Genomic DNA, 13,132 nt, shown 5'->3' with positions numbered 1-13,132 from the left:
ACCTCGCCCCGCGCTTGCAGATTCGCGCCAATGCCGATCGGATAGCGTGAGTCGATGGACGGCATCCCGGCGGCCTCACGTGGCGTGTTGTACCCGACCCGCCTCCCGACCTTCCACCGCGAGCCCGCGGAGGGCGACGTGGCAACGTTCGTGCGGTGGTTCTGGATTCCGGAGTGGGACCTCGAGCCGGGGCGCACGTCGCGGCAACATCTGATCGGATTCCCGGCGGTGAACCTGGTCATCGAGAACGGCACGGTGGGCATCGCCGGTCCGACCACGCGCTCTTCCGTCCGTGACCTGACGGGCACGGGATGGGCCGTGGGGGCCCTGCTGCGCCCGGCGGCGACGCCCGCGATCGTCGAGCACGTCGGTCTGATTCGCGACCGCTACGACGAGGTCGACCTCCCCGACCTCGCGGCGGCCGTCGGCTCCGCGATGAACACCGATGCCCCGTCGAGCCAGCGCCGCCGCGCCGCGATCGCCGCCGTCACGGACTGGCTTCTGCACCGCTTGGATGCGCCGACCGACGAGGCGCTCCTGGCGAATCGAATGCTCGAGACGGCCGAGACCGATCGCGAGGTGCGCACCGTCGGCGACCTTGCCGCGCGCCTGCGCGTCTCGACTCGGAGCCTCCAGCGACTCGCCGCGACCTACGTCGGCGTGCCACCGTCCGCCCTGATCCGCCGTCGCCGGCTCCAGGAAGCCGCGGAGCGGATTCGACAGGACCCCGGCCTCGACCTGACCCGGCTCGCGCACGAATACGGCTACGCCGATCACGCGCATCTGACGAACGATTTCCGCACGGCTCTCGGCTTCACCCCGAGCGGCTACCGGCATGCCCTGCCGCGAGTGCAGACGGGGAATCGGTCCGGCGCATCGGACGGAAGCGGCCGTCACTCGCCCACATCGACGGTCAGCCGACAAGGTCGGACACGCGCTGTTCGCTGACCCCGAGCATGAGCAGGCTCGTCGTGGCCGCTGCCCGCGCATCGAGGTCGCGATCGCCTCGACTCTCGTCGGCGATTGCGAACACGATCGCGGAGGCAAGACGCGCAAGCGTCTCGGACGGGAGGTGCGTTCCGAAGACACCGTCGTTCTGCCCCTGGAGGATCACACTCGCGATCTCGCCGTCGACCGAGCGCAGGACGGCGTGGATCTCGTCGCCGTGATCCCCGCGCCTCAGTTCCAGGAGCACGCGATAGCGGTGGGCAAGGGGCCAGAGCTCGCCGACGAATCGCGCCCAGATTGCATCCGGAGCTGATGCAGCACCGATCGCACCGTCCAGCAAGATCGCCATTTCGTTCGCCGCTTCCGTCGCGAGCGCCCGGATGAGGTCGCCCCGGGCCGGGAAGTAGCCGTAGACCGTCCGTCGGACGACGCCCGCTGCTGCGGCAACCTCGGCCATGCTCGCGTCCGGCTTGCGTCCGAGGAGGTCACGCGCGACGTCCAGGATCCGACCACGCGTCGCTTCCATCGCCCGCTCACGCGCCTCGTCGACCGCCATGATGACGATCATTGCACACGTGTGTGCAATGGGTGTACCGTGCCGACGGAAGCCGTTGCACACACCTGTGCAACGAACACCTGCTCCACAGGATCCGTAGGAGGCTCCCCATGCAGACCCACCCCTCCACGAGGTTCCGGCCATTCACCGTGTCCGTCCCGGAGGAAAACGTTCGCGACCTCCGGACACGGCTCCGCAACACGCGCTGGCCAGACCCTGAGACCGTTGACGACTGGTCGCAAGGGGTTCGTTCGGACCATCTCCGGAGCCTCGTGGACGATTGGCAGCGGCACGATTGGCGGCGGTTCGAGCACCGGATCAACCAGTACCCGCAGTATCTGATCGAGATCGACGGGCTCGACGTCCACTTCCTCCATGTCCGGTCACCGAACGCCGGGGCGCTGCCGCTGATCCTGACCCACGGCTGGCCGGGTTCGGTCATCGACTTCCTGCCGATGATCGGCCCCCTGACCGATCCCGTCGCTCACGGCGGTCGCCCCGAGGACGCGTTCGACGTCGTCATCCCGTCCCTGCCGGGTTTCGGGTTCTCCGGCAAGCCGACGAGCACCGGCTGGACGGTCGACCGGATCGCGGGCGCGTGGGCGGAACTGATGCGGAGCCTCGGGTACACCCGATGGACAGCGCACGGCGGCGACTGGGGTGCCGTGGTCACGTCGGCTCTCGCGGCCGCGGCACCGGAGGGGCTGCTCGGCGTCCATCTCAACACGCCCTACGCGTTCCCGGAGCAGATCCCGACATCTCTGACGCCCGAGGAGCAGCACGCCGTCGACACCCTCGCGCTCTACCAGGGCCCCCTCGGCGGGTCGAATCATCTGCAGGGCACCCGACCGCAGACCCCGGGGTTCGCCCTCGCCGATTCGCCGGTGGGGCAGGCCGCGTGGATCTACGACAAGTTTCAGTCGAAGACCGACAACCAAGGCCTCGCCGAGGACGCGATCCCGCTCGAGAGCATCCTCGACACGATCTCTCTGTACTGGTTCACGAACACGGCCGCCTCATCTGCGCGCATCTACTGGGAGAACCGGGCGCTGACCATGGCCGGCCCGACTCTGACACTGCCGGTCGCCGTGTCGATCTACCCGAAGGACATCCCGCTGCTCGCCCGCAGCTGGGTCGAGGAGAAGTACCGCACCCTCATCCACTTCTCCGAAGCCACGGCCGGTGGCCACTTCGCTGCGCTCGAGCGGCCGATCAGCCTGGTCGAGGAGATCCGCACCGGACTCAGGACCCTTCGGAGCGCACCCGCGTCGCGGTGATGGACCTCGCTGTCACTCAGCGGCCGCGTATCGGCGTCGCGCCTCGAGCACCTCGCTCACGTGTCCCACGGACCACTGCCACCCGCCGTCAGGGCCGAACGGGCGTCGCGGCTTTGACACCGACCACAGTTGCCCACGGCCGCACGGTCCACGACGTGACCAGTCCCGACGTCACGTACGGGTCCGCTGATGCGAACGTGCTCGCCAGTCCCACCGCGTCGTCGCCCTGAAAGACGAGGAGCCCTTCGTATGGCCCGGTACCGACCGCGCCGCCGAGCACCAACTCCCCGCGGTCCGCAGCCGCCCACGCGAGAACGAGATGCGCCGACCGGAACCGTTCACGAGCCTCGAGGTAGTCGTCGCCGTAGGTGTACTGCAGAACTGCGTGCGCCATGGCTCGAATCTATCGGGGGGCGGCCACGAAGGTCGTCGGCGAGCAACCGGTTGAGAAAGGCACGAACGGCAGAACCCGTCGTGTCTCGCTCGCGATCTCTCGGGATGTCGGTGACGAGCTCAGGGATCGACCGATAGCGAGGAGCCGCTCAGCGCTGCGTCCTGGGACGCGCTGGTCGGGAGGTGTTCTCTCGTGAGATCTCGAAGCAATCCCACCGCGGGATGGCACGGGCGCCGAAGAGGTCCGGCGAGAACGAGCGTTCGCCGGATGGTCTGAGCCAACGGCACCATCCCCAAGGCGCCGGGCAGCATCGTCTTCGCGAGGGTCGGCATGACAGTGATGCCGAGTCCCGCCTCGACCATTGCCATCAACGTGGTCAACTCCCTCACTCGCTGCGTCGGGTGATAGGGCAAGGAAGAGACCCGGTGGAGCTCTTTGATCTGGGGCTCGCACCCTGCGGTGGAGACGAGGAGAGGGTCGTCCAGCAGCTCGGCGAGGAGACGCGGTTCTGGGCCGAAGAGTGGATGATCGACCCGGACGACCGCACGAAACTCGTCGCGAGCAACGACGACGTGGTCCGCCGACGGCTCAGGGTCGATGAGGATGGCCGAATCGACGGCGCCGCTTTCGAGCCAGTCGGCGACTTCGAGGTCGTCGCCCTCGAGCAGCGTGACCCGGACATGAGGCGCATGGGCGCGCCAGAGGGCGAGCAGCGAGGGGACGAGCCCGTGCCCGACGGTCGGGGTGATGGCGAGTCGGATCGACCCAGCCAACTGCGCCGGCGCAGCGACGGCAGCGTCGAAGGCGTTCGCCGCAGCAAGAGTCGCGCGAGCGTGGGGCAGCAGTCGCGAGCCGTGCGAAGTGAGACCGACAGGACCCCGGCGCACGAGCGCAGCTCCCAGCTGACGCTCCAAGGTCGCGAGCGTGTGCGACACCGAAGACTGGCTCATCCCGAGCACGTCCCCGGCAGCGGCGAAGCCGCCCTCGTCCACGACTGCGACGAAGACTCGCATCTGCTGCAGCGTGGCACCCACGTCGACCCCCATGAATGTTTTACATATCCAGATGAACGACATCTGTTTGATTCATTATGCGTTACCCGTCGAGACTGGCGCTGATGACGCTGTGTCCGAGGTTTCCATGACGAAGGGGGATCTGCCGATGAGGCCGGCCAGCCGGTTGACGGTGCCGATGCAGTTCGCGGCGCTCGCGCTCGTATGGGGAGCGAGCTTCCTGTTCATGAAGGTGGCGCTGGAAGGCCTGTCCGCCATACAGGTGGTGTTCGGGCGGCTTGCTCTGGGCTCCCTCATATTGGCGATCGTGATGGCATCCACTCGGCGTCGCTGGCCCCGCGAGCCGCGGGTCTGGGGCCATCTGACGGTTGTTGCCATCCTGTTGTGCGTGGTGCCGTTCTTTCTGTTCGCCTGGGCGGGACAGCACATCGACTCGGGACTGTCGAGCATCTACAACGCGACCACCCCCATCACCACCCTCCTCGTGTCCTTCGTCGCCCTCCCCGACGAGAGGTTGACGCGTACACGCATCGTCGGCGTGGTCATTGCCGCCGCGGGGGTGGTCCTCGTCGCCGCACCGTGGGCCGTGTCGGGGCACGCGTTCGCGGCGACGTCGTTGCTCGCCCAACTGGCATGCCTGGGCGCGACGACCTGCTACGGTCTGGGCTTCGTCTACAGCCGCCGTTTTCTTCGCGGGCACGACCACGACGCGACCACGATCGCGGCCACTCAGATCACGATCGCCGCGGTCATCGCGGCCCTGCTCGTCCCGTTCCTGGGGTTCACGCCGATCGAGTTGAGTCCCCCCGTCGTGGCCAGCATGGTCGTTCTCGGAGGTATCGGCACAGGCATCGCGTACATCTGGAACACCCGGATCATCCGGACCTGGGGCGCCACCCTCGCCTCCACGGTCACCTACGTGACGCCCGTCGTTGGAGTCACCCTCGGGGTGCTGGTCCTTCACGAGACGCTGCACTGGAACGAGCCTGTCGGCGCAGCGCTCGTGATACTCGGGATCCTGACCAGTCAGGGGTACCTCAAAGGCAGCATCAGAACCTCGACGAGGGGACCGAGCGAAGACCACCGAGAGCCGTCGCCGGACATGACGAAGCCCTGGTCGAGAGGACGAGCGGTGAGGAAGGAAAGATAAGGTCATCGGTGATGGACATTCCTCTCCTCGGCCGCGTGACGAACGCGCACTCCGTCGGAGATCGGTGAGATCCGAGGTGATCGGATCGGACACGGCGTCGACGGTTCCCGGTTTCGGCAATCACTCGGAACTGATCGTCAGTGGGAGACAAGGAAAAGAGCGTCGTTCTCACCCCGTCGTCGGGTCGGCGACGTCGCTCAGCACGGCATGACGAAAGCGCCCGTCTTCGGTGAGCATCTCTTCGGATGAGAACTCGATGGCCCGGATGCCAGGGGGTCGGCCGTTCCGCGTGCTCTGGGCGGCGAATGCCACGTCCAATCTCGCCGACGGCATCGCCTTCGTCTCGATTCCTCTGCTGGCGACCTCGCTGACGGACGACCCTCGGTGGGTGGCCGGCCTCGCGACGCTGTACGCCCTCGTGCGGCTCCTCGGCGCGCTGCCCATCGGGGTGTGGGTGGACAGGCTCGACCGACGCCGCATTCTGATCGTCGCCAACCTGCTTCGGGGAGCGGCCGTCCTCGGTCTGGCGGTCTGCGTGCACTTCGACGTCGGCGGACTGGTCCTCCTTTACGCGGCGTTCGCCGTGATCGGGACTCTCGAGAGCGCGGCCGACAACGCGGCGGTGTCCCTCGTCCCGAGCATCGTGGCGACCCGCGATCTCGACAGGGCGAACGGACGCCTGTCGGCTGCGCAACTCGTCGCCGACGAGTTCGCCGGCCCGCCGCTCGGCGGTCTGCTGTTCACGGTGGCCGCGGCCGTCCCGGTCTTCGCGATGGGTGGCCTGTGGGCCGCGGCGGGCCTGGTCGCCCTGGGCCTTCCGATCCGCCGCGTCGTGGCATCCGATGCGCCGGAGACTCCGCGGCGATCGGTGGCGAGGGAGGCTGCTTCGGGCGCGTCCTGGCTCGTCCGTCACCGTGTCGTCGGAGGCCTCGCGCTCGTCGGTGGCCTCGCCAGCGTCGGCTACATGCTGCCGTTCTCGATCCTCGTCGTGTTCGCCCAGGAGCAGCTCGGTCTCGACGGCACGGGATACGGCGTGATCCTCGCCGTCTCAGCGCTGGGTGGTCTTGTCGGCTCCTTTGTGACGCCGCGCATCCGCCGCCGCATCGGGTATCGGTGGACGATCGTGCTGAGCCTGCTCATCGGGGCGGCGTCCCTGTTCGCTCTCGCCGTCACGCGCGACGCCGTGGTCGCCGCCGCGCTCCTGGCTGCCTATATCCTCCACGCGGTGGTCTGGGGCATCTGCTCGACGTCACTCCGCCAACGCCTCGTGCCGGAGGAACTGCGCGGTCGCGTCAATGCCGCGACCCGACTCGCCGGTCTGCTCGGTCTCGCCCTCGGCTCGATGCTCGGCGGCGTCCTCGCCGTGGTGCACATCGCTCTGCCTGTCGCGGTCGGCGGCGCTGCCTTCGTCTTCTGCGCCGGCATCGCCCTCTTGATGCTCCGCGTCGTCGACGACGACTGACCGCGAACCACGGCGCGCTCCGTGCGGGCTGAAGGCCGTCACCTCCTCAGGTGGCGGGGAGCAGCGCGGGCACGGGCGTTAACATGCCCAGACCGATCATGACGAGACCGCTCACCCGCTCGATCGTTCCGGTCACGCGTGGTCGCGCGAGCCAGCGGTTGGCGGCGTCGGCGGCCAGCACGAGACACACGAGATACACGTACACGACAGCGGCAACCGTGCCCCCGAGAACCACGACGACGAACAACGGGTGCGCCCCGGGCGGGGTGTAGCCGGGGAACAAGGCCAGGAAGAACAGTCCGGTCTTCGGGTTCGACAGGGATGTCAGGATGCCGGCACCGTCTCAACGAGCCATACGACGGCCGCGGTCGTCGAACGCCAGACATCGACATCCGGAACGAGCAGGTCGACGCCCCGCCCCGACTCCTCGAGGGATACCACCGGCATGAGCTCGCGGTGGACGACTTCTTCGCGGTCCTCCCCCTCTCCCACCCGCTCGCCACGGAGTCTCCTATCGCGCTGGGCGAGTTGCAGCACGAACCGTGGATCGACCACGACATCTACGACAGCCCGACGGGGCAGATCATCGCCACAGCCTGTCAAGCCGCCGGATTCGTGCCTCGCTACTCGGCTCGCCTCGACGACCACCACGCCACTCTCAGCCTCGTCGCCGCGGGCCTGGGCATCACCGTCCTCCCACGCCTCGCTCTCCTCGATCTCCCTGCGACCGTGATCGCCCGGCCGCTGCATCACCCGGCCGTCCAACGCCGAATCGTCGCCCACACACGGCGCAATCCCCGCAACCACCTCCTGATCGCGGCCGCGCTGACCGCATTGCGGGAGCAGACGCGAACCCCGGCCTAGGAATCGGACGAACCGTCGTCCTGTTGCCGTGATCATGAGCCTTTCGCGCGTCGTCATCGTTCACGGGTACTCCGCCACCCCAGCGGACCACTGGTTCGGATCGCTGGCCAAGGCGATGGACAGTGAAGGAGTCGCGGTTCGGATACCAGCACTACCAAACCCCGGTGCACCAGATCTCGAAGAATGGATCACCGCAGTCGGCCGGGCCATGGGCATTCCGGACGAGAGCACGGGAATCGTCACGCACAGCCTCGGCGGCGTAACCGCCCTGCACGCTCTGGATCGACTCCCTGGGCAGTGGCGTTTGGGGGCGTTCATCGCCGTGGCAGGGTTCGTCTCACCGCTGCCGACGCTCCCGGAGCTCGATTCCTTCACCGCGGTCCGGCCGGATGTCGAGCGCACCGCCGCACGCACGGCCCACCGATCGGTCCTGTTGTCCGACAACGACACGTATGTCCCGGCTGCACACACAGCAACGCTCGGGCGTGCCCTGCGCGCAGAGGCGATCACCGTCCCGGGCGCTGGACACTTCCTCACCGAGGAGGGTGTCACAACCCTCCCCCAGGTCGCGGAACGATTACTCGCCCTCTGAGGGGTCTTGCGCAAGGAATGGTGTGAGGGCAGCGACGAGCGCGCGGGGCTCCTCTTCCGCGATGTGATGCCCGGAGTCGATGCCGACACCCTGTAGGTCATCGGCCCAGTCGCGCCAGATGACGAGCGGGTCGCCGTAGAGGTCTTCAAGGTCGTCTCGCAGCGACCACAGACACAGCAGCGGCATCGTGAGGCGGCGGCCCGCTCGTCGATCCGCCTCCTCGTGCTTGCGGTCGATGGTCAATCCGGCGCGGTAGTCCTCGAGCATCGCGCGGACCACGCCAGGGTCGTGAATCGCTGCTCGCCACTCAGCGTGATTCTCGCCCCCCATCACAGCGGGGTCGCCCGAATACCAGGCGTCCGGGTCGGCGTTGATGACGCGTTCCGGTAGCCCGGGTTGCGCATAGAAGAACCAGTGCCACCATCGCATCGCGAATCGCGCGTCCGCCCGACGCAGGTGCTCGCTGATCGGGATGCAATCCATCAGCACCAGTCGCTCGACGCGCTCCCAGTTATCCAGCGCAAGCCGAAACGCAACATAGCTACCGCGGTCATGACCGACGACCGCGTACCGGTGATGACCGAGTGCGCTCATCAGCGCAGCAAGCACACCCGCGGCAGCACGTTTTGAATGCGCGGCATGGTCGTCCGTCGGCGCGGGCGCCGTGGAACGCCCGTACCCAGGCAGATCGGGGACGACGACGGAGAAGCCGGCGTCCACCAGCTCGGGTGCGACGCGATGCCACGTCGACCCCGTACGCGGATGCCCGTGCAGCAGCAGGACAGCGGGGCCATGCCCCGCCCGGCGAACCCGGAGAGCGCACTCTCCGACGACGACGGTCTCATCGATGAAGTCGCGGAACATCACACCAGCCTTGCACGCAATCGACCTCACTCCTCTGCGATCTCGCCCCGGTACGCCACAAGGTGGCCGCGACCCGTTGGGTGGGCTCAGTCTTGCCCGCCCATGAGGTGTTTCCACAGGTCGGCCCACTGCTGCGGGCCGAGGTCACGCGGCAGCGCGTCGGCGCCGACACCAGCTTGCGTCAGGTGTCGTTTCGCCGCTGGCCGTGAGCAGCGGCGCACCGTCGCGAGAATCGACCCCATGCCCCGACCCTTCGCCGTGAACACCTCGCCGACAAAGCGTTCGTAGGCGCGCCTGTGCGCGAGAGGCACGAGCGGGGACCCCCGCCTGGTGATGGACAGGATGCCGCCGTCGACGCTGGGGGCGGGCCGGAATGCGTGCGACGGTACTCGGCCGTGCAGGGTGAACGCGAACCACGGGGCAGCCTGAGCGGTCATCAAGGTGCCGCCGCCAACGCCTGCACGCTTGCGAGCGACCTCCCATTGGGTCAGAAGCACGGCGTCACGCCAGCCCGGCCGTTGGAGCAGACGACGCAGGATCGGCGTCGTCAGGTGGAAGGGGATGTTGCCGGCGATGACCGGCGCATCGAGCGGATGCCGCAGGGCGTCCGCGTGCTCGACATGAACCCCCGCGTGAGCGCGGCGGAGTGCCGCGATGCGGCGCTCGTCGATATCGATCGCGGTGAGGCCGCGGCCGAGACCGGCGAGCCCTGTCGTGAGGGCTCCGCCGCCGGCGCCGATTTCGAGGATCGCCCCCTCGGTGGTGGCGACGAGTGCGACGATGCGGTCGATGGTGGGTTGGTGGATGAGGAAGTTCTGGCCGAGTTCGTGGCGGCCGCCGTGGACGGAACGGGTACGCATGAGCGCTCCAAAGGAAGATTCGGAGCACCCCGACGAGCGGGTACGCAGAAGGACGCGCTGCCGGGGTGCGAGGACATCCCGGAAGACGGCGCGATCACGCGAAGATCAGCGACGCGCCGTCAGGAGCGGCGGTCGCGGATCGAATAGACGAACGCCGTCATCGGCGCTGCGTTCATCGTTCCCATACCCGACAGTCTACCGGCCACAAACGTTCCGCCCCAGACTTCCGGAAGCGGTCGTCTTCGGCGGCAAGAGCATCTGAAGATGTCTGCGGTCACGCGCCTCCTACTATTGCTGGATGACCGCGCCCCACCGGGTTCTCCCGGAGATGATCGAGCCCTCGCGGAGATCTCGTTCGAGTGCTGGGCCGGGAGCAACGACCCCGGCGACCCCTAGGCACAGGACCGCGCGTTCTTCGGGCCGCCCACCCATGCGCGGGCGGAAGACGTGATCGTGACGACGAGCGAGGGTCGGCCAGTTGGCTATGTCCGAACGGGCTACGACCCACCGGTGCCACGTGGATGGCCGACGCCGGCATCCCGCTGCACGTCCTCCAGGACATCCTCGGCCACGCCTCCGTCGAGACCACCCGCGCATACGTGCACCCCGACGACCGGCACCTCGCATCAGCAGCGGAGCAAGCCAACGCCTTCCTGGCCCGATCCTCCAAGGCAAGCAGACCGAGCCGGCGCGAGGCGTCGAGGTCACTGTGACGGGTAGCCAGAAGCCACGATCAGATGCTCTGGTCCCCTTTTGGTCCCCTTATCCACAGGCGACGACTTCTAGAGAGCCAGCGACGCCCTCCGCCGTCCACGGGCTGGCGCCGATACCATCGCGAGGGGACCAGTGGGGGACCAACGAAAACCCGTCGCCAGACACGACGAAGCCCTGATGAAAATATCTTCTCATCAGGGCTTTTCCGTCGGGATGACAGGATTTGAACCTGCGACCCCTTGACCCCCAGTCAAGTGCGCTACCAAGCTGCGCCACATCCCGTTGTTCAGTTTTCGACAGTCCCGCCGCTTTCACTCACCTGACCAGAGTCACGTGCGCTACCCGGCTGAGACACATCGTGTCACCCGCGAGCGGGCAACTCGATTATCTTACCCGCTTCATGCACTGCCCGCGAACCGGCCGAGCCCCGGGCGTGTGCACCGAAAAGCAGCGAGCCCAGGCGAAGCGCAACCCCCCATCGCGTCCCTTGCCCGTGTCCGAACCCCTCGCTAGCGTCGCGGCATGGCCATCGAGATCCTCCCCGCGACCGACGAACGCTTCGACGACGCCGAGACGGCGCTCGACAGCGGCGACGGCCCCGAGTGCCAGTGCCAGTGGTGGCTGCTGCCGAACGGCCCGTGGAAGGAAGCCTCGGTCGCCGACCTCACCGCGATGTTCCGCGCCGAGGTCGCCGGAGATCGTCCACCGGGGCTGATCGCGTACGTCGATGGCGAGCCGGCCGGGTGGGTGCGTGTCGGCCCGCGCATCGCCCAAGCGCGGCTCGCCCGTACGCGCGATGTCACCGGCTCCACGAAAGAGCCGCTCGATGACGACGATGTCTGGGCAATCACCTGCTTCGTCGTGCGCGAGAAGCACCGCGGCGCCGGCCTCATGAGCGGCCTTCTGGATGCCGCCGTCGAAGCCGCCCGCGATGGCGGGGCGCGCGTGGTCGAGGGGTATCCGCTCGACCCCACCGCCGCGAAACGCTCGGCGAACCAGCTGTATCGCGGCACCGTCTCCGTCTTCGAGGGCGCGGGCTTCACCGTCGTCGACCGCCCCAAGCCGGATCGCGCCCTCGTGTCCCTGACGCTTCGCGACTGACCCGTCGGACCTACGATGGAGGTTCGCCCGAAGGAGCCTCGATGACGGATGCCACGACCTCCGCACGCGTCGACGCGTGGCTATGGGCCGTGCGCGTCTACAAGACGCGGTCGGCCGCGACCACGGCCTGCCGCGCGGGCCATGTGCGCGTCAACGGCGACCGGGCCAAGGCTGCTCAGCCCGTCCGGCCCGGCGACGAATTGCGCGTCCGCATTCAGGGGTTCGATCGCATCCTCGTCGTGAAGAAGACGATCGCCAAGCGTGTCGGCGCGGCCCTTGTCGCCGAGGCGGTCGACGACCGCACTCCCCCGCCACCGCCGCGCGAAAGCATGCCGTTCGTCCCGGTCCGCGACCGCGGCGCCGGCCGTCCCACCAAGCGCGACCGCCGCGACATCGAAAAGCTCCGCGGCCGCGACACGTTCTAACCGGCGACTACGGCAGCTGCTCGCGCAACCACCGCGCACCGCGCACCGATGCGCCGAGTTCCTCGACGCGGGCCGCGAGCCCGCGGTCGCTCGTGACCACCACGACGGGCGCCCACGACGCCACCAGCTTCTGTGCGAACGCGACGATCTCGTCATCCCCCGACCCTTCGGCCCGGGAGATGATCACCTCGTCGCCCTGAACATCCGCCGCGCGCGCCTCCCCTTCCAGCACCGCCGACACGGAGGGGAACCACCGCGTCGCCGCGAGACCGAGGCGCTCGGCATCCACTCCGTCGATCGCGAGCCGCGACAACCGAGTCAGAAGACGCTCCGCCGCGCCGGCGCGGTCGTTCCACCAGCCGTCGGGCACCGACCCCATGACGTTGGCGACGTCGACGATCACCGCGGGACGCATGGAAAGGGCCTCGCGGAGCATCGGCCACGCGGCCGCGAACCCCGGATGCAACGGACGGGATGCCACCTCGTCGATCGGAACCCACTCCAGCGCGACGCTCTCGGGGTCGCTGATGACAGGCTCGAACGGTTCCGTCACGTCGGCGACGAGGGTGGTGTACGTCCAGATGCCGAGGTCGAGGACGCTCTCGAACCGGGGGTGCACGGCATCCACGGGGACACCCGCCTCTTCGGCCGACTCGCGCAGAGCTCCGTCACGCGCGGACTCGCCCTCGTGCCGTGCGCCGCCGGGCAGCGCCCACGTGTCGCCGAAGTGACTCCACGAGACCCTGTGCTGCAGCAGCACGCCGCGTTCCGCGTCGACGGCGAGCAGCCCGGCGGCTCCGAATCGTCCCCAGTACTTCTCGCCCGTGGGCGCGACCACCCACGCGTCGCCGGGATCGCGGGGTCCGTGCGGACGCCGCGGTTCACCGGGAGCGGGAGGCTGGATCGTCATCC

The 13,132-nt window shown here is 68.3% G+C and carries 17 protein-coding genes and 1 tRNA gene; 9 read left to right on the top strand and 9 right to left on the bottom strand.

Features of this window, described 5'->3' with window-relative positions:
• The first annotated feature begins 54 nt into the window (after positions 1 to 54).
• Positions 55 to 948: an AraC family transcriptional regulator gene (locus LL239_RS12395; RefSeq protein WP_267189219.1), complete on the top strand. Its 894-nt coding sequence runs from the start codon at positions 55 to 57 to the stop codon at positions 946 to 948.
• On the opposite strand, the gene LL239_RS12390 is transcribed toward LL239_RS12395, so the two are convergent.
• A complete protein-coding gene (locus tag LL239_RS12390) occupies positions 914 to 1,516 on the bottom strand; it encodes a TetR/AcrR family transcriptional regulator (RefSeq protein WP_228163748.1) in 603 nt (200 codons plus the stop codon). The genes LL239_RS12395 and LL239_RS12390 overlap by 35 nt on opposite strands.
• Positions 1,517 to 1,614: 98 nt before the next feature.
• Between LL239_RS12390 and LL239_RS12385 the strand changes: the two genes are divergently transcribed.
• Positions 1,615 to 2,781 (top strand): epoxide hydrolase family protein, encoded by a 1,167-nt coding sequence (locus LL239_RS12385; protein WP_228163747.1) that lies wholly within the window; start codon positions 1,615 to 1,617, stop codon positions 2,779 to 2,781.
• An 88-nt stretch (positions 2,782 to 2,869) separates the two neighbouring features.
• On the opposite strand, the gene LL239_RS12380 is transcribed toward LL239_RS12385, so the two are convergent.
• On the bottom strand, positions 2,870 to 3,175 hold the full coding sequence (locus tag LL239_RS12380; protein WP_228163746.1) for a YciI-like protein: 306 nt from the start codon (positions 3,173 to 3,175) through the stop codon (positions 2,870 to 2,872).
• Positions 3,176 to 3,294: 119 nt separating this feature from the next.
• Complete coding sequence (locus LL239_RS12375; protein ID WP_228163745.1) at positions 3,295 to 4,251, bottom strand: LysR family transcriptional regulator; 957 nt, start codon at positions 4,249 to 4,251, stop codon at positions 3,295 to 3,297.
• A gap of 85 nt (positions 4,252 to 4,336) precedes the next feature.
• Here LL239_RS12375 and LL239_RS12370 point away from each other — a divergent pair, with 85 nt between their 5' ends.
• Positions 4,337 to 5,338: a DMT family transporter gene (locus LL239_RS12370; protein WP_228163744.1), complete on the top strand. Its 1,002-nt coding sequence runs from the start codon at positions 4,337 to 4,339 to the stop codon at positions 5,336 to 5,338.
• A 229-nt stretch (positions 5,339 to 5,567) separates the two neighbouring features.
• On the top strand, positions 5,568 to 6,800 hold the full coding sequence (locus tag LL239_RS12365; RefSeq protein WP_228163743.1) for an MFS transporter: 1,233 nt from the start codon (positions 5,568 to 5,570) through the stop codon (positions 6,798 to 6,800).
• 46 nt (positions 6,801 to 6,846) lie between these two features.
• Here LL239_RS12365 and LL239_RS12360 read toward each other — a convergent pair whose 3' ends face one another.
• Positions 6,847 to 7,083: a hypothetical protein gene (locus tag LL239_RS12360; RefSeq protein ID WP_267189218.1), complete on the bottom strand. Its 237-nt coding sequence runs from the start codon at positions 7,081 to 7,083 to the stop codon at positions 6,847 to 6,849.
• A gap of 41 nt (positions 7,084 to 7,124) precedes the next feature.
• The gene (locus LL239_RS17845) at positions 7,125 to 7,247 is read right to left on the bottom strand and encodes a hypothetical protein (protein ID WP_267189217.1); all 123 of its coding nucleotides are present in this window, start codon (positions 7,245 to 7,247) and stop codon (positions 7,125 to 7,127) included.
• A gap of 9 nt (positions 7,248 to 7,256) precedes the next feature.
• Between LL239_RS17845 and LL239_RS12355 the strand changes: the two genes are divergently transcribed.
• Positions 7,257 to 7,664, top strand: a complete 408-nt coding sequence (locus LL239_RS12355; protein WP_308218581.1) for a LysR substrate-binding domain-containing protein — start codon at positions 7,257 to 7,259, stop codon at positions 7,662 to 7,664.
• A 34-nt stretch (positions 7,665 to 7,698) separates the two neighbouring features.
• Positions 7,699 to 8,256, top strand: coding sequence for an RBBP9/YdeN family alpha/beta hydrolase (locus LL239_RS12350; RefSeq protein WP_228163742.1), 558 nt, complete (start codon positions 7,699 to 7,701; stop codon positions 8,254 to 8,256).
• Here the strand turns inward: LL239_RS12350 and LL239_RS12345 are convergent.
• Both LL239_RS12345 and erm read right to left on the bottom strand, forming a co-directional pair.
• The gene (locus LL239_RS12345; protein WP_228163741.1) at positions 8,242 to 9,120 is read right to left on the bottom strand and encodes an alpha/beta fold hydrolase; all 879 of its coding nucleotides are present in this window, start codon (positions 9,118 to 9,120) and stop codon (positions 8,242 to 8,244) included. The genes LL239_RS12350 and LL239_RS12345 overlap by 15 nt on opposite strands.
• An 86-nt stretch (positions 9,121 to 9,206) precedes the next feature.
• The gene (erm, locus tag LL239_RS12340) at positions 9,207 to 9,980 is read right to left on the bottom strand and encodes a 23S ribosomal RNA methyltransferase Erm (protein ID WP_228163740.1); all 774 of its coding nucleotides are present in this window, start codon (positions 9,978 to 9,980) and stop codon (positions 9,207 to 9,209) included.
• A 359-nt stretch (positions 9,981 to 10,339) separates the two neighbouring features.
• Between erm and LL239_RS12335 the strand changes: the two genes are divergently transcribed.
• A complete protein-coding gene (locus tag LL239_RS12335) occupies positions 10,340 to 10,693 on the top strand; it encodes a tyrosine-type recombinase/integrase (RefSeq protein ID WP_228163739.1) in 354 nt (117 codons plus the stop codon).
• 209 nt (positions 10,694 to 10,902) lie between these two features.
• Here the strand turns inward: LL239_RS12335 and LL239_RS12330 are convergent.
• Positions 10,903 to 10,976, bottom strand: a tRNA-Pro gene (locus LL239_RS12330).
• 240 nt (positions 10,977 to 11,216) lie between these two features.
• Between LL239_RS12330 and LL239_RS12325 the strand changes: the two genes are divergently transcribed.
• Positions 11,217 to 11,795, top strand: a complete 579-nt coding sequence (locus LL239_RS12325; RefSeq protein WP_228163738.1) for a GNAT family N-acetyltransferase — start codon at positions 11,217 to 11,219, stop codon at positions 11,793 to 11,795.
• A 41-nt stretch (positions 11,796 to 11,836) separates the two neighbouring features.
• A complete protein-coding gene (locus LL239_RS12320; RefSeq protein ID WP_228163737.1) occupies positions 11,837 to 12,220 on the top strand; it encodes an RNA-binding S4 domain-containing protein in 384 nt (127 codons plus the stop codon).
• A gap of 7 nt (positions 12,221 to 12,227) precedes the next feature.
• Here LL239_RS12320 and LL239_RS12315 read toward each other — a convergent pair whose 3' ends face one another.
• Positions 12,228 to 13,130 carry an NUDIX hydrolase gene (locus LL239_RS12315; RefSeq protein WP_228163736.1) on the bottom strand — a complete coding sequence of 301 codons (903 nt, stop codon included), beginning with the start codon at positions 13,128 to 13,130 and terminating at the stop codon, positions 12,228 to 12,230.
• Positions 13,131 to 13,132: the final 2 nt, after the last annotated feature.

The organism is Microbacterium testaceum (assembly GCF_020781835.1).
Lineage (GTDB): Bacteria > Actinomycetota > Actinomycetes > Actinomycetales > Microbacteriaceae > Microbacterium > Microbacterium testaceum_H.
This window is presented reverse-complemented; position numbering and strand designations above follow the sequence as displayed.